Source organism: Microbacterium sp. AC132 (assembly GCF_979258525.1).
Genome location: NZ_OZ409862.1, coordinates 437462 through 453920 on the forward strand (window position 1 = coordinate 437462; position 16459 = coordinate 453920).

12 protein-coding genes are annotated in these 16459 nt (G+C 69.7%); 4 read left to right on the top strand and 8 right to left on the bottom strand.

Annotated elements, in window-relative coordinates; genetic code table 11:
* The first annotated feature begins 35 nt into the window (after window positions 1-35).
* On the top strand, window positions 36-1262 hold the full coding sequence (locus tag ACZZZQ_RS02075; RefSeq protein WP_463506780.1) for an APC family permease: 1227 nt from the start codon (window positions 36-38) through the stop codon (window positions 1260-1262).
* Here the strand turns inward: ACZZZQ_RS02075 and ACZZZQ_RS02080 are convergent, their stop codons facing one another.
* Complete coding sequence (locus tag ACZZZQ_RS02080) at window positions 1263-2066, bottom strand: AraC family transcriptional regulator (RefSeq protein WP_463506781.1); 804 nt, start codon at window positions 2064-2066, stop codon at window positions 1263-1265.
* Window positions 2067-2221: 155 nt separating this feature from the next.
* Between ACZZZQ_RS02080 and ACZZZQ_RS02085 the strand changes: the two genes are divergently transcribed.
* Complete coding sequence (locus ACZZZQ_RS02085; protein ID WP_463506782.1) at window positions 2222-2746, top strand: VOC family protein; 525 nt, start codon at window positions 2222-2224, stop codon at window positions 2744-2746.
* Here the strand turns inward: ACZZZQ_RS02085 and ACZZZQ_RS02090 are convergent.
* From ACZZZQ_RS02090 to ACZZZQ_RS02105, 4 genes are all read right to left on the bottom strand, one after another.
* Window positions 2715-3527: an SGNH/GDSL hydrolase family protein gene (locus ACZZZQ_RS02090; RefSeq protein ID WP_320491275.1), complete on the bottom strand. Its 813-nt coding sequence runs from the start codon at window positions 3525-3527 to the stop codon at window positions 2715-2717. The genes ACZZZQ_RS02085 and ACZZZQ_RS02090 overlap by 32 nt on opposite strands.
* 53 nt (window positions 3528-3580) lie before the next feature.
* Complete coding sequence (locus tag ACZZZQ_RS02095) at window positions 3581-4831, bottom strand: histidine--tRNA ligase (protein WP_463508081.1); 1251 nt, start codon at window positions 4829-4831, stop codon at window positions 3581-3583.
* Between the two features lie 65 nt (window positions 4832-4896).
* Window positions 4897-5511 (bottom strand): nucleoside triphosphate pyrophosphohydrolase, encoded by a 615-nt coding sequence (locus ACZZZQ_RS02100; RefSeq protein WP_053099038.1) that lies wholly within the window; start codon window positions 5509-5511, stop codon window positions 4897-4899.
* Between the two features lie 85 nt (window positions 5512-5596).
* Entirely contained in the window at window positions 5597-6763 is a 1167-nt protein-coding gene (locus tag ACZZZQ_RS02105; protein ID WP_187249349.1) for a Na+/H+ antiporter NhaA, read from the bottom strand.
* An 86-nt stretch (window positions 6764-6849) separates the two neighbouring features.
* Between ACZZZQ_RS02105 and ACZZZQ_RS02110 the strand changes: the two genes are divergently transcribed.
* Both ACZZZQ_RS02110 and gdhA read left to right on the top strand, forming a co-directional pair.
* Complete coding sequence (locus tag ACZZZQ_RS02110; RefSeq protein WP_463506783.1) at window positions 6850-9537, top strand: phosphoenolpyruvate carboxylase; 2688 nt, start codon at window positions 6850-6852, stop codon at window positions 9535-9537.
* A 151-nt stretch (window positions 9538-9688) separates the two neighbouring features.
* On the top strand, window positions 9689-11059 hold the full coding sequence (gene gdhA, locus ACZZZQ_RS02115) for an NADP-specific glutamate dehydrogenase (protein ID WP_056277909.1): 1371 nt from the start codon (window positions 9689-9691) through the stop codon (window positions 11057-11059).
* An 84-nt stretch (window positions 11060-11143) separates the two neighbouring features.
* On the opposite strand, the gene ACZZZQ_RS02120 is transcribed toward gdhA, so the two are convergent.
* The 3 genes from ACZZZQ_RS02120 to ACZZZQ_RS02130 all read right to left on the bottom strand — a co-directional run bounded on the left by ACZZZQ_RS02120 (window position 11144) and on the right by ACZZZQ_RS02130 (window position 16438).
* On the bottom strand, window positions 11144-12577 hold the full coding sequence (locus ACZZZQ_RS02120; RefSeq protein ID WP_082297762.1) for an APC family permease: 1434 nt from the start codon (window positions 12575-12577) through the stop codon (window positions 11144-11146).
* 157 nt (window positions 12578-12734) lie between these two features.
* Window positions 12735-15815: an aminotransferase gene (locus ACZZZQ_RS02125; protein ID WP_463506784.1), complete on the bottom strand. Its 3081-nt coding sequence runs from the start codon at window positions 15813-15815 to the stop codon at window positions 12735-12737.
* On the bottom strand, window positions 15812-16438 hold the full coding sequence (locus tag ACZZZQ_RS02130; RefSeq protein WP_400340614.1) for a gamma carbonic anhydrase family protein: 627 nt from the start codon (window positions 16436-16438) through the stop codon (window positions 15812-15814). Before ACZZZQ_RS02130 ends, ACZZZQ_RS02125 begins: the two co-directional genes overlap by 4 nt.
* Between the last annotated feature and the right edge of the window lie 21 nt (window positions 16439-16459).

Sequence of the window (16459 nt, forward strand, 5' to 3'; positions counted from 1 at the left end):
ACCGGACGTTCACCCGGACGTGACACGATGACGGGATGCCCCTCGCCCGCCGCCTGACACTGGTCGACGCCGTCGCGATCGGTCTCGGTTCGATGATCGGCGCCGGCGTGTTCTCCGTGTGGGCACCGGCCATGGGAGTCGCCGGAAGCGGCATCCTGATCGCCCTGGCGATCGCCGCGATCGTCGCCTACTGCAACGCGACCGCCTCGGCGCAGCTCGCCGCGGCGCATCCCGTCGCCGGCGGCACCTACGCGTACGCCCGCGCCGAGATCGGCCCGTGGTGGGGATTCGTCGCCGGATGGAGCTTCGTGATCGGCAAGATCGCCAGCTGCGCGGCGATGGCCATGACCTTCGCCGCCTACGCCGCACCGGGCGGCTGGCAGGTGCCGGTCGCCGTCGCTGCCGTCGTCGCTCTCGCGGCGGTCAACTGCTTCGGCGTGACGCGAACCGCCCTCGTCACGCGCATCCTCGTCGTGTGCTCGCTGCTCGGACTCGCCGTGGTGGTCGCGGTGGGCCTCGGCGGTTCCTCGTCTACCGCCCCGGCTCCCCTTCCGGATGCCTCCGCGTACGGGGTGCTGCAGGGCGCAGGCCTGCTCTTCTTCGCGTTCGCGGGATACGCGCGCATCGCGACGATGGGCGAAGAGGTCGTCGACCCCGCCCGGACGATCCCCCGGGCGATCGCCCTGGCCCTCGGCGGCACGGTCGTCGTCTACACGCTCGTCGCGATCACGGTCGTCGTCGTGCTCGGCGGCGACGCGGTCACGAGCACCACCCCTCTCGCCGATGTCGTCACGGCCTCGGGGTGGACGGCTCTCACTCCTGTCGTCCGCGTGGCCGCGGCCGCCGCCTCGCTCGGAGCTCTGCTCGCCCTCCTGACCGGCATCGGTCGCACCACACTGGCGATGGCCCGCGAAGAGGATCTGCCGCGCTTCCTCGCGAAGGTCGACGAGCGTTGGCACGTACCCCGTCGGGCCGAGATCACGATCGCGGTCATCATCCTGATGATCGTGCTCGTCGCCGATCTGCGCGACGCGATCGGCTTCTCCTCGTTCGGTGTACTGCTGTACTACCTCATCGCCAATGCGGCGGCATTCCGCCAGCGCACTGCGGCTCGCCGCTATCCGCGGGTGCTGCAGGTCGTCGGTGCGCTCGGGTGCCTCGTGCTCGTGAACACGCTGCCGGTGGTGGCTTCGGTGGTGGGTACCGCGGTCGTGCTGGTCGGTGTGCTCTATCGGATGATCCGGCTGCGGCTCGCGCGCTGATCAGGGTGGCGCGGCAGCGCTCCGAACGTCCTGCGCGGAGGACGCCCGGTACGCGCGGGGCGCGATTCCGAGCACGTTCCGGAAGTCGCGGGTGAGATGGGCGTGATCCGCGTACCCCAGGTCGGCGGCGAGATCCGCCAGATCGACCGATGGGTGCAGACGCAGGTGCTCCGCGGCCTCCTGCAGCCTGCGGCGCCGGATCATGGCGGCCGGCGACACTCCGACGTGACGATGGGCGAGGCGCTGCAGCGTGCGCAGCGAGACCGCGAGTCGGGTCGCGGCCTCCTCGACCGAGTCGGCCGCGCCCTCCTCCATGAGCGCCTCGACCAGCGCGTTCGCATGCCTCGCACTGTCGTCGAGGGGTCCGACCCGACGAGCGAGCCACTCCGAGAACACCGCGACGGCGCGTTCGCGATGCCCCTCCCCCGACGCCATCGCAGCACTGACCCCGTCCGCGAGCTCGGGAGCGACGACCGGCCGCTCGGAATCGACGAGTGCGGCAGGGTCGTCGATGAGGGCCGCGACAGCTGCGGGTCGCAGCAGGGCGCCCACTGCCCAGCCCGCGCCGGTCAGCTCGCGATGCGAAGCCCGTGTCGTCGCCCCGGACAGACTCACGTCACCGTTCTCGACGACGAGGTTCAGCGCCGGGTAGCCGACGATCTCCTGGCGAGACGATCGAGCGGGCTCGATGCTCCACTCGGGGATCCAGAACCACACCGCGAGGTCCCGCGCGGCGGTCGCAGGCGGCAGACGATGGAAGTCCGGCAGCCGGGCCGGATACAGCACACCGCGGGTCGCACGCATCGCTAGCCGCCGGCGAGGATCGCCACGGTGACCCGCATGGCGGACACGGTCGGTCCGAGGTCGTCGACGTCCATGCCTCGACCCTATGACCCCGGCGCACGATCGTGTCGCTCAAGTTCAAGCGCGCGTCCGCGACTGCTCCCTACTGTGGCTGCATGAGCACCGAGAGCAGGACCGGCGTGACCGGCGAGCACACGACGGACGGCCGACCGAACAGCGCGACCTCCCTCACTCCCTTCCTCGCGGTCCCCCGGGCGCGGGAGGCGATCGAGTTCTACCGGGACGTCTTCGGCGCTCGCGTCATCGATGTCACGGAGTTCGGCGGTGTCGTCGCCCATGCGGACCTCGACTTCGGGTTCGGCCACCTGCAGCTGGGCGAGCCGAGCCCCGACTATCATCTGGTTTCTGCGCCGTCGGGAGACGACGACTGCTACTCGATGGGACTCTATGTCTCGGACGTCGACGCCGTCGTCGAGCGTGCCGTCGCCGCGGGCGCGACCGTGCGCGAGGCTCCGTCGGCGTTCGTGTCGGGAGACCGATTCGCCAGCATCCGGGATCCGTTCGGCGTGCGATGGTCGGTGATGACCCGGGTCGAAGACCTCTCGGACGAGGAGAGCGCACGGCGGGTCGCCGACTGGGCGGCGTCCTTCAGTGCTGCCCCGTCTGACGGCGCGAGCTGAGCGCGGTCTCGGCAGCCCGACACGCGGCCGGGAGCAGTGCCTCCGCCGTGCGCCGATAGCCGAGCGGACTCGGGTGGAAGCGATCGAGGCTGAACATCGCCTCCGGATCGTCGAAGAACATCGGGCCGACGGCGCGGCGGAGGTCGACGGGGTGCGCGCCCTCGGCACGAGCGGTCTCGGCCTGTACCCTGGCGAGTCGACGGGACATGCTCGACATCAGGCGCCGCAGAGGCTGCGGTACCGGGCGGAGGGCTCCGAGATCGGGACAGGTGCCGACCACGACCTCCGCACCCCGAGCACGCAGCCGTCGGACGGCCTCCCGCAGGTGCTGCGTCGAGACGGCGACGGGGATGCGGTGCGTCACATCGTTGCCCCCGACCACGATCACGGCGACATGCGGGGCGTAGTCCTCGGGCAGCGCGTCGAGCTGGGCGGCGAGGTCGGGCGATTCGGACCCGACGACGGCGGCCGTGCGCAGATGGACCGGTCGTCGCATCCGTCGCGCCAGACCCTTGGCGAGTCGTCCGCCCAGTGTCTCCTTGCGCCGCTCGGCGCCGAGGCCCGCCGCCAGCGAGTCTCCGAGCACGAGCAGATCGATCGGCATGCCGTCGAGCGAACGACGCCAGACGCGGTCGGCGTCGATCGACTCCTCACCGAGCGGCTTGCCGATGCGTCGACGCGCGATCGCGGCCTGTCGGGTGAGGACGACCCGGATTCCGGCGGCGGCCACCGCGGTGGCGACACCCACCGCCGCGACGGCGACGAACGGCGGTCGGCTCATGTCCCGATTCGACCGGAACGGCGTGAACGCCGAGTGAACGGCATCCCCCGAACTCAGGAGAGGGGCTTGAGCTCCAGCTCCGAGGTTCCCGCCGAGACGGTCGCGAACTCCGTGTATCCGTCGGCGGCCGAGCGCTCGAGCAGGGCTTTCACGTTCTTCGTGCGCCGTTCCAGCCGCACTCGCGCCCCGGAGCCCACGAGACCCGCCTTGTGCATGACGAGCTCGGCGACCGGCACGTCGGCGTCGTGGATGAGCACGACGGCGCGCTCGCCGGCATCCGCGCCCGCCGTCACGAGGTCGACGAGGCGCTCGAAGCCCAGCGAGAACCCGACGGCAGGGACCTGCTGGCCGAGGAAGCGGCCGATCATGCCGTCATAGCGACCGCCGCCGCCGAGCGAGTACGACACCGAAGGGTGGGCCAGCTCGAAGATCGTGCCCGTGTAGTAGCCCATGCCGCGCACGAGGAACGGGTCGAAGACCAGCGGGATGTCGGTCGCGCCTCGGCCGGCGGCGACGGCCTCGCCGATCGCGACGAGGTGTCCGACGATCTCGTCCGGGGCACCGTCGGGAAGCGCCTTGCGGATCTGACGTTCGCCGAAGGGGTTGTACTCCATGGTCTGCGGGCGCAGGAGGAAGGCTTCGAACGCGTCGACGGCCGATGGCGCCGAACCGCGCTCGCGCAGCTCGGCGGCGACGCCGTCGGGCCCGATCTTGTCGAGCTTGTCGATCGTGATGAGGACCCCGGGACGTTCGTCGCCCGTGAAGCCGAAGCTGTCGAGCATCCAGTCCAGCGCACGGCGGTCGTTGATGCGCACGGTGGCGCCCTCGAGACCCAGTGCGTCGACCGCATCGAGCGAGGCGACCATGAGCTCGGCCTCCGCGCGCGAGGAGTCGTCGCCGATGATGTCGATGTCGCACTGCACGAACTGGCGGTAGCGCCCCTTCTGCGGTCGCTCAGCACGCCAGACCGGACCGATCTGGATCGCGCGGAACACACCGGGGAGCTGAGCGCGATTGCTCGCGTAGAAGCGCGCGAGCGGAACCGTGAGGTCGTATCGCAGACCGAGGTCGGCCAGGGCGCCCTGGTCGTCGGCAGCGTCGCGGATGGCATCCGCATCGAGGCCGCGGCGCAGCACGTTGTAGGCGAGCTTCTCGTTGTCGCCGCCGATGCCGGCGTGCAGTCGCGAGTACTCCTCGAGCGCCGGGGTCTCGATCTCGTCGAACCCGTGCGAGCGGTAACGATCACGGATCACGGAGAGGACGCGCTCGCGGCGAGCCTTGTCGGCGGGGAGGATGTCGCGCATTCCGCGCGGCGGGTTCACAGTAGCCACGCCTCCATCTTTCCAGGTCGGCGGGCCAGGCCGTGGACTCAGGCTTCGGATTCCGCCTCGCGGACCTCGGCCTCGACCGCTCGGAGCCGTTCGCGCAGCGCTCGTTCGGCATCCCAGCCCTCGGCGCGCGCGACCGCCACGAGGCGGAGAAGTGCGTCGCCGAGCTCTGCTTCCGAGGAGGGCGCCGGTCCAGCCCCGTCCGCATCGGTCCGGGCGACGACGACGCCGGCCCCCTCGGCTCGACCGGCGACCTTCTGTGCCAGCGCGAGCGCCGGCATACCGCGCGGGATCCCGTCGAGGACGCTGCGTCTCGCGCGTTTCTCCGCCGCCTTCGCGGCGTTCCAGTGCACCAGGACCTCTTCAGGGGTCGTCGCGACCTCGTCCGCGAAGACGTGAGGATGCCGCCGCACCATCTTCTCGGTGAGCGTGGCCGCGACATCGTCGATGTCGAACGGGTCGTCGGGGTCCTGCGCGGCGATCGCGGCGTGGAACAGCACCTGCCAGAGCAGGTCGCCGAGCTCCTCACGCAGGTCGGCCCGTGAGCCGTCCTCGACGGCGTCGATCACCTCGTGCGACTCCTCGATGAGATACGGCACGAGATCACGATGGGTGATCTGCTGCGACCAGACGCAGCGATCCCGGACCTCGCGCATCGTCTCGGCTGCGGCGCGCAGCGGGTCGCGGGCGGGCTCTGCACTCACCGGTCCTCCTTCGAACGCCACTCGGGTCGCCTCGCGGTCACGAGGTCACGGCGCCCCGTCGTCGGTACGTACGGGCGCGGAGTGACACGATCACACCCGAGAGCACGAGAGCCACGAGCGAGCCGACGAGCACACCGAGGATCGCCTGATCGCGGGTGCCGGCGTCGGCCGCGAAGGCGAGGTTGGCGAGCAGAAGCGAGACGGTGAAGCCGATGCCGCCCAGCGCGCCGGCGGCGAAGATGTCGGCGAACGGCAGGGCCGGCGCCGCGCCTCGGGGCCGGATCCGCATCGCGAGCCACCCGAACAGGGAGATGCCGATGATCTTTCCGACGGGCAGCGCCACGACGATCCCCCAGAAGGCGGGAGAGAGCTCCGACGGTGCGAGGGCGGGGATCACCACGAAGGCGGCGACGAACGCGAAGATCGGCAGGATCGCGCCGTTCACGGTCGGTTCGAGCACGTGCCTGGTGCGCGCGGCAGGAACGGGCGACATCACGAGCCCGAGCATCACACCGGCGATGGTGGCGTGGATGCCCGACGAGGCCACCAGGCCCCAGGCGACGACGCCGACGATGATCATCGCGACGGCCACCGCCGGATGCCCCTTGGCGTGGAGCAGTCTGCTGAGCAGCCAGAACGCGACGACGGCGGCGACGGCGAGCGCGAGGAACAGCCACTGCACGTCGTGCGCGAAGAGGACCGCGATGAAGATGATGCCGATGATGTCGTCGAGGATCGCGAGCGCGAGCAGGAAGACGCGGACGTTCGACGGAAGCCCCCGTCCGAACATCGCGAGCACGCCGAGCGCGAAGGCGATGTCGGTCGCCGTCGGGATGGGCCAGCCGGTGGCGGTCGCGGAGTCGCCCGCGATGAGCAGATAGACAGCGATCGGCACCAGCACACCGCCGGCGGCGGCGATGGCCGGCTGCACGGCCTTGCTGGGCGAATCGAGCTCGCCGTGGGTGAGCTCGTGCCGCAGCTCGATCGCCACCACGAGGAAGAACACGGCGAGAAGACCGTCGGACACCCAGTGCTCGATCGAGAGGTCGAGCACTGTGCCGGGCACGGCGATGTGGAAGTCGAGCACCGCGGCGAGCGCATCATGCGAGGGAAGATTCGCCAGCAGGATGCCGAGCCCTGCCGCGACGAGGAGCAGGACAGCAGGGAACTGCTGGCCACGGAGAGGGTTCGCGGAGATGCGCATCGCCCCCATGGTAGTTGCGAGCGCCCCGCACGTCTCACATCGTCATGCGTTCAGAGCACGACCCCGACCCGGGATACTCTCGAACGGTGACCCCCGAACACGCCTTCCCCGAGCCCACTGACACCTCGGCCATCCGCATCATCGGCCGTTTCGAAGCGGGCCGCGGCATTCCGGATGCCATGCGCACCGATGTCAGAATGCTCGGCGCCCTTCTCGGACAGGTACTGCGCGAAGCAGGCGGTGACGACCTCTTCGAGGACGTCGAGCGGCTGCGGCTGGCGACGATCCAGGCCTATGACGAAGAGACCTCCGACGCCTTCGATCGGGCGGCCGCGATCGCCGAGTCGTTCAGCATCGCGCGCGCCGACGAGGTCGCCCGGGCGTTCACCTGCTACTTCCACCTCGTCAATCTCGCCGAGGAGCACCAGCGCGTGCGGGTGCTCCGCGAGCGGGCCGGCCAGCCGGGCCGCGAGGATGCGGCCGACACCGTCGCCACCGCCTATGCGCGTCTGAAGACGGAGGTCGGTGACGACGAGGCGCTCCGCCGTCTCGAGGGCCTGCGCTTCCACCCGGTGTTCACCGCCCACCCGACCGAGGCACGCCGTCGCGCGGTGTCGTCGAGCATCCGCCGCCTCTCCGAGCTGCTCACCCAGCACGACGCCGCGAGCGAGGGCGGGTCTGAGGAGCACCGCGCGCGCCGGAGGATGCTGGAGGAGATCGACACCCTCTGGCGCACCGCGCCGCTCCGCGCCGAGAAGCCCTCGCCGACCGACGAGGTGCGCACGGTCATGGGCGTGTTCGACGAGACCCTGTTCACCACCGTGCCGCACGTGTACCGGCGCATCGACGACGCACTCCGCGGCGACGACTCCGGCTCGAGCGCTCCGGTCGTGCCGGCGTTCGTGCGCATCGGGTCCTGGGTCGGCGGCGACCGCGACGGCAACCCGTTCGTGACCGCATCCGTCACCCGTGAGGCGTCGCAGATCGCGTCCGACCACGTGCTGCGCGGACTGGAGCGCGCACTCGAGCGCATCGGCCGCGCCCTCACGCTGGACGCCGAGGACACCCCTGCGAGCGCAGGAGTCACGGCTCTGTGGGAGGCCTTCGCCGCCGCTGAGCCGCGCGTCGCCGAGGAGCTGGGCGCCCGCTCCCCCGGTGAGCCGCACCGCCGCGTGCTGCTCGCCCTCGCCCACCGTGTCGCGGCCACCCGCCGCGGCGAGGAGCAGCGCTACTCGCGCCCCGAGGAGCTGCTCGACGACCTGCGCACGGTGCAGTCGTCGCTGGCGGATGCGGGCGCGAAGCGCCATGGGTTCGGCGGCGTGCAGCACCTCATCTGGCAGGTGGAGACCTACGGCTTCCATCTGACCGAGCTCGAGGTGCGTCAGCACTCGCAGGTGCATCGCAAGGCGCTCTCGGAGCTCTCCAGCGGCGACGCGATCAGCGCGCAGACCGAGGAGGTGCTCGAGGTCTTCCGCGTGATCGCCGAGATCCAGCGCGACCGCGGCCTGCGGGCTGCCGGCCGCTATGTCGTGTCGTTCACTCAGTCGGCGCCCGACCTCGCGAACGTGTATGCGCTCGCGAGGCACGCGCTGGGCGACGACGCCCCCGTGCTCGACGTCGTTCCCCTGTTCGAGACCTTCGCCGACCTGCAGGCGGCGCCCGCCATCCTCGCGGAGGCCGTGACGTTCCCGGAGTTCCAGGAACGCCTCGCCGCGACGGGCAACCGGCTCGAGGTCATGCTCGGCTACTCCGACTCGTCGAAGGACGTCGGCCCGGTCGCCGCGAACCTCGCCCTGTACGAGGCGCAGGAGAAGATCGCGCAGTGGGCCAAAGACTCCGACATCGAACTGACCCTGTTCCATGGTCGCGGCGGTGCTCTGGGCCGAGGCGGCGGACCCGCCAATTCGGCCATCCTCGCTCAGCCGCCGCACTCGGTCGACGGTCGCTTCAAGCTCACCGAGCAGGGCGAGGTCATCTTCGCGCGCTACGGCGAGCCGGCCATCGCGATGCGCCACATCGATCAGGTCGCCGCGGCGACGCTGCTCGCCTCGTCGCCGTCCGTCGAGAAGCACACGAGCGACGCCGCCGCACGCTTCGCCGACATCGCCGCCGTCATGGACACCTCGTCGCGCGAGCGTTTCTTCTCGCTCGTCAAGGCGGAGGGCTTCGCCCCCTGGTTCGCCACGGTCACCCCTCTCGAGGAGATCGGCCTGCTCGCCCTGGGCTCCCGTCCGGCTCGACGCGGGCTGTCGGTCGAGTCGCTGGAAGACCTGCGCGCGATCCCGTGGGTCTTCGCCTGGACCCAGGCCCGCATCAACCTCGCCGGCTGGTTCGGACTCGGAACCGCTCTCGCCGCCGTCGGCGACGAGGCCCGTCTCGCCGAGGCCTATCGCGACTGGCCGCTGCTGCGCACCATGATCGACAACGTCGCCATGAGCCTCGCGAAGACCGATGAGCGCATCGCCCGCCAGTACCTCGCCCTCGGCGATCGGGACGATCTCGCGCAGCTCGTGCTCGACGAGCTGTCGCTGACGCGCGAGTGGGTCATCCGTCTCACCGGCGGCGTGGGCCTGCTCGAGAACAAGCCGATCCTGCAGCGCGCCGTGCAGCTGCGCACTCCGTACGTCGACGCCCTGTCGCTGCTGCAGCTGCGCGCCCTCCGCGCACTGCGCGACCCGGCCGAGGCGACCGGGTCGGGTGCCGACGACGAGCAGCGGCGACTGCTGCTGCTCTCGGTGAGCGGCGTCGCGGCGGGCCTGCAGAACACCGGGTGACCCCCGCGTCGTCGTCCCCGATCAAGCGCATGCCGGTGTGAAGGTGCTCACCTCGGCGTGCCCACTAGAGTGAAAACTTCGCCGTATCCGGCGCACCCTCACGCGACACGATCGCACGCAGCACCATCCCCCGATCAGAAAGCTCTTTCGCGTGACCTCTCCGTCTTCCGTCGACTTCCATCCGCTCGCCGACGACGTGCAGCCCGTGTTCGACACGGTGCTCGCCCGCAGCCCGCACGAGCCCGAGTTCCAGCAGGCCGTGCACGAGGTGCTGAACTCGATCGCACCGGTGCTCGCGCGCAACCCGCAGTACGTCGACGGCGGCATCCTCGAGCGTCTGGTGGAGCCGGAGCGGCAGATCCTGTTCCGCGTGCCGTGGGTCGACGATGCCGGGCGTCTGCAGGTCAACCGCGGCTACCGGATCCAGTTCTCCTCGGTGCTCGGACCGTACAAGGGCGGCCTGCGCTTCCACCCGTCGGTCAACCTGTCGATCATCAAGTTCCTCGGGTTCGAGCAGATCTTCAAGAACGCACTGACCGGCCAGGGCATCGGCGGCGGCAAGGGCGGATCCGACTTCGACCCGCACGGCAGGTCGGATGCCGAGATCATGCGCTTCTGCCAGTCGTTCATGAACGAGCTCTACCGTCACCTCGGCGAGCACACCGACGTCCCCGCCGGCGACATCGGCGTCGGCGGTCGCGAGATCGGCTACCTGTTCGGCCAGTACCGCAAGATCACCAACCGCCACGAGTCCGGCATGTTCACCGGCAAGGGCACCGGCTGGGGTGGCGCAGAGGTGCGCACCGAGGCGACCGGCTACGGCGCGGTGTTCTTCGCACAGGAGATGCTCGGCGTGCACAGCGACTCGCTCGACGGCAAGCGCGTCGGCGTCTCGGGCTCGGGCAACGTCGCGATCTACGCGATCCAGAAGGCATCCCAGCTCGGCGCGACCGCCGTCACGGCATCCGACTCGTCGGGGTACGTCGTCGACGACGCCGGCATCGACGTCGACCTGCTGCGCCAGATCAAGGAGGTCGAGCGCGCGCGCATCGTCGAGTACGCCCACCGTCGCCCCGGCGCCCGATTCATCGAAGGCGGCAGCGTCTGGGAGGTCCCGGTCGACATCGCCGTGCCGTCGGCGACCCAGAACGAACTCGATCTCCACGCCGCCGAGACCCTGATCGCCAACGGCGTGCGAGCGGTCTCGGAGGGCGCGAACATGCCCTGCGTCCCCGCTGCCGTCGATGCGTTCCAGAGCGCCGGAGTCCTCTTCGCGCCGGGCAAGGCCGCGAACGCGGGAGGCGTCGCCACCTCCGCTCTCGAGATGAGCCAGAACGCGTCTCGCCAGCGGTGGAGCTTCGACGCGAGCGAGAACAAGCTGCGCGAGATCATGGCGGACATCCACCGCGCGGCGTTCGACGCCGCGGAGCGCTACGACGTGGCCGGCGACTATGTCGCCGGGGCGAACATCGCGGGCTTCGAGCGCGTCGCGGGCGCGATGCTCGCCCAGGGCGTGATCTGACCGGAGTCGCACCCACTGCACACGACACAAGAGCCGCCTCCCTCCCGGGCAGGCGGCTCTTGCGCGTCTCTACGCCTGAGGTTCTCAGTTCTCGTCGACCGGCACCTTCACGACCTTGTTGAACCCGGTCACCGCCTGGTTCTCATCGAACGCGACCACCTTCTTGCGGAACCCCTTCGTGATCACGGCGAGGTAGATCAGGCCGAGAGCGGTCCAGATGAGTCCCCCTGTCAGGGCGTCGGAGTGCAGGTTCACCCACAGCAGACCCGTGAGGAGCATGCCGATGCCCGGCATCACGATGTACGAGAAGATGTCGCGCGGTGTGTGGCGCCGCCCCTTGCGCACGGCGAACCAGGCGATCACCGAGATGTTGACGAAGGTGAACGCGATCAGGGCGCCGTAGTTGATCCACGCCGCGATCAGCTCGAGGGTGAACGGGATCGCGAGCAGCGAGATCGCGCCGACCAGCACGATGTTGAAGGTGGGCGTGTGTGTGCGCGGGTTGATGTAGCCGAAGGCCTTCTGCGGAAGGACGTTGTTGCGACCCATCACGAGCAGCATCCGCGAGACGGATGCGTGCGAGGCGAGACCCGAGGCGAGCGTGGCGCAGAACCCGGCGGCGGTCAGCACGGCCATGAGCACGTTGCCCCCGACGAGGTTTCCGATGATCGGCAGCGTCGAATCCTCGACGTACTGCATGTCGCCACCGGGTGCGAACTCGTTCCAGTCGGGGAAGCGCAGCTGCGTGACGTACGCGGCGACGAGGAAGATCGCGCCGCCGAGCAGCACGGTCAGCAGGATCGCCTTGGGCATCGTCTTCGGATCCTTCGCCTCCTCGGCGTACATCGTCACGGCGTCGAACCCGATGAACGAGAAGCAGACGATCGTCGCGCCCATGAGCACCGCGCCGATCGTCGCACCGTCGTGGATGAAAGGCGCGGCCGATGCGATCGTGCCCGCTCCTTCGCCGCGCATCAGCTGCGCGACGACCATGACGACGAACACGACCATCACGACGATCGAGAACACGAGCAGGATCATGTTCATGTTCGAGGTGCCGCGCATCGTCATGTAGATGATGCTCGTGACGAGGATGCAGTACAGCACGACCCAGATCCAGCCGGGGATGTCGGGAAAGAGCGCTTCGAGGTAGCTGCGGATGATGAGGCAGTTGACCATCGGGAGCAGCACATAGTCGATGAGCGAGGTCCAGCCGACCATGAACCCGAGGTTCGGGTGGATCGACTCGCGGACGTACGTGTACGCAGACCCGGCGCTCGGGATGGCGCGGGAGATCTTGCCGTAGCTGATGGCGGTGAACACCATCACGACGAGGGCGACGAGGTAGGCCGCGGGGACGACGTTGTCGGTGTCGCGAGCCACCATGCCGAACGTGTCGAAGACGACGGTCGGCGTCATATAGCCGAGTCCGAGACCGACGATCGCCCAGAGGCCGAGATTGCGGCGGAGGGTTCCTCCGCCCTGCGCGAGCGGCTTCGTCTTGATGGGCGTGACCATGAGTACTCCTTCGGGAACAGCGCATGGGCCGGACTTCGGGCGGTCCGACACTGACGCTCAGTATGTACCCCGGAGATTCGTCAGCGGAAGAGCGGATCTGATTCGAAATACGCATTTAACATGCCGACAACCGACTCGATTCGAAGACCCCGCTCGATCACCAGCCCTCGGTGAGCACGCGGTCGAGCATCGCGACGACATGGTCGGCGCTCTCGACCGACAGACAGAGCGGGGGTTTGATCTTCAGCACGTTCGAGCGCTCCGAGGTGGTGAGCACGATCACGCCGAGCTCGCGAAGCCTCTCGCAGATCGCGGCCGCCTCGGCCGCCGCCGGGTGCAGGGTCTCGGGGTCGCGCACGAGCTCGACCCCGAGGTACAGACCCTGCCCGTGCACAGGCCCGACGATCGGATGCCGTAGCGCGAGTCCACGGAGCGACTCCGCCAGATGCCGACCGACGTCGAGCGCATTGCGCTGCAGGTCGTCCTCGACCATGGCATCGAGGACCGCGAGGCCGACGCTGCTGCTGAGCGTGCTGCCACCGCCCGAGGAGAAGAACTGGCCCTGCTCGCTCAGCGCGTCGGCGATCCTCTTCGAGGTGATCACGCCGCCGATCGGGAAGCCGTTGCCCATCGGCTTCGCGATCGTGACGATGTCGGGGATCACTCCGGACTGCTCGAATCCCCAGAACGTGGATCCCATGCGCCCGAAGCCCACCTGCACCTCGTCGGCGATGCACAGGCCACCGTGTGAACGCACGAGGTCGTACGCACCGGTCAGATATCCGTCGGGAAGGACCACCCCGCCCGCGTTGCCGAGCACGGACTCGCACACGAACCCGGCCGGATCCCGGCCCTCGACGCTGAGTCGGTCGAGGTCGGCGGCGAGGTCGGCGAGGTACCGGTCCGCCGAGTCCTGGCCGCGGTGCGTGCCGCGGAACGAGTTGGGCACATCGGCGACGTGCACCCAGTCGGGACGCGTCGCGAGCGCATCAGGATTGTCATAGGCGCTGGTGCTGACCGCATCGCTCGCCATCGTCCACCCGTGATAGGCCTCTCGCAACGCGACGAGAGTTCGTCGGCCGGTGGCCGCCTGCGCGAGACGGATGCCGAGGTCCACCGCCTCCGATCCGCTGTTCACGAGCAGCACGGTGTCGAGGCCGCTCCCCTCGGGCATCAGCGCGATGAGTCGCTCGCTGTACTCGGCGAGGCCGCGGAACAGGAACCTGGAGTTCGTGGCGAGAGTCTTCAGCTGGCGGTTCGCCGCCGCCGCGACTCGCGGGTGCCCGTGGCCGAGCCCGGCGACGTTGTTCACCATGTCGATGTAGCTGCGACCGGTCGTGTCGACGAGGTGGTGCCGCCAGCCTCGCTCGATCTGCGGCGGGTGCTCGTAATAGCGCTCCTGTGCGGCCGCGAAGATGCGCTCGCGGCGCTCGAGCTCCTGACCGGCCTCGTCGTGCTGCGCGGCGGACCGGAGGCCCAGCAGCGGAGCGGGGTCCGCGGTGAAGCGACGCCAGGCCGCGACGCGTTCCGGGGTAACGAGCCGCGCGGCGATCGGCGGATTCGGCAGCGGGGAGCGGAGCGGCGGAGCATCCCCTCGCGTCAGCCCGATGACCATCGTGCGGTTCTCGAAAGATGCGGCGAGCCTGCCGATGCTCTCGCCCCTCTCGACTCTCCCGCTGCGATTCGGCTCGATGTCGGTGCCACGGAGCGCGAGCCTCCACCCGCCGTCGAGCTCGATGCGCACCCCGTCGTCGGTGATCTTCAGCTCCCCCGCGGTCGGTGCGACCAGTCGCGACGACGGACCGGGGGCGACATGCACCTCCGTCTCCACCGGCCAGGTGGCGGCCGCGCTCACGGCGTCGACGGTCGTCCGGGTGAGCCGGAAGACGCCGTAGGGAACCACGGCAGCGCGAGCACCCGCCGCGTGGGCCTCGGCCACGAGAATCGCCTCGGCATCCGGATGCGACCAGCGCCCTGCATCGAGCCCCTCGGCTTCGATGCCCGGATCGACCAGGAGGACTCGGCCGTCGAGATCGGGAAGCAGCATCGACAGTTCCCGGCGGGAAGCGTCGGGTACGTCGGGAGCGTCAGGCACGTCGGGAGCGTCCCCCGGAATCTCGGCACCCGGAATCTCGGCATCCGGAGTCCCAGCATCCGGAGTCCCTGCATCCGGAGTCTCATCCGGAGTCTCGGCATCCGACATCTCGAACTCCGGAGACGCGAAACCGAGCCGCGCGAGCACATGCTCGGACATCTCGGCGAGCGGAACGGCGGTCGCCGCGTCGAAGATGGCCTGCTCCCCCTCGATCCTCTCGCGGGCGTAGTCGTTGTCCCCGTCGATCGCGAGCTGACGCCAGCCGCTCGCGACGAGCAGCGCTGCTCTCAGCACGACGAGGGGCCACACCGCGACCGCCTCGTCGCGAGTGAGCGGGGCATCGGCGTGGAACGCCGCGACGGTGTCGAGTGCGCGAAGCGGGCGCTCCGGCTCATGGTGCAGCATCGACGACACGCAGACAGCCAGTTCCGCGACGCGCCAACCGAGACCCAGGTCTCCCAGATCGAGCACCGTGTGCGGATGCAGCCGCGAGTCGGCACCGCGCATTCCGGTGACGTTGTCGTCGGTCAGGTCGCCATGGATCGGCTGCACAGGCAGGCCGGCAGCGACGGTCGAGACAGCGGCGTGAGCCTCATCGGCTGCCGTGCGCACGCGCACGCGCAGTGCGGCCTCGGTCACTGCCGGGGCCAGCGCGATGATCTGCTCGTACGCGACGCGCATGTCCCACATCTGCTCACGGTCGAGCCCCGGATGCACGAGACCTGCGAGCGCGTTCACGGACGCCGCAGCCAGCGTGCCGAACTCCCCCAGGACGACGGGAGCGAGATAGCCCGCGTCGACCATCGGCTCGCCCTCAGCGAACTCGCTGCGCCGCACCGCGAATCCTCGCCAGCGCTGGGTGAGCTCACCGTCGAGCCCGGGGAGCACGGTGGGAACACGAACGCCGGCTGCACGGTAGGCGTCGAGCGCCGCATGCTGCGCGGCTCTCGCGTCGTCGCCGAACACCGGGTTGTCGACGCGCAGCACGCTGCGTGATCCGTCCGGCTCGATCAGGACGAAGTTCCGATCCTGGTTGCTCCCGAGCTCGCTCGCCTGGGCGTCGACCCCGTAGCAGTCGCGAGCGATCAGCGCGGCGTCCTCCGTGCTGATGTCCGGTCGGACGAGCCCTGCCCCGTCACTCACCCTCGGCCCGCCGCGTGGCCGTCGGCATCGAGACGCACGTCGTCGGCATGCCGGGCCAGGGAACTGCCGTACCGCTCGGTCAGCTGAACCATCAGGTCGGGGGTGTCGCGGTCCACGCCGAAGACGTGCCCCGGGAAGTCGAGCTCGGGCTGGGCCGCGGAGATCTCCTCCTCGCGGTCGGGAGAGAGGAGCTGGACGGGATCCCCGACCGCGACCCAGCCGATCGGCACGACGGTGCCGGACGGCAGCACCGCCCGCCGGTGCACGATGGCGTTCACGCGCACCTCGCACTGGTCCCCGACCAGCGCGCCGTTGAAGATCCGGGCGCCCGACGCGAGGAAGACCTCTTCGCCGACGGTCGCACCCGCGATGCTCGCGAGGGTTCCGACGAGCGTGTGCGAGCCGATGTGCACGGCGTTCGCGGCCGTCGCCCTGATGAGCGCGTTCTCCATCACGATCACGTGCTCGCCAAGCGTGATGGGCCCGCCCTCGGCGGTGATCACGGCGCCGTGCAGCACTTGGCAGTCCGGTCCGATCGTCACGTCTCCGGAGATCACGGCGGTGGGAGCGACGACGGCGGTGTCATGGATCCGGGGCCGAGTCCCGAGGTGCTCGTACAACATGACGCCAGCGTAGTGGTGCGG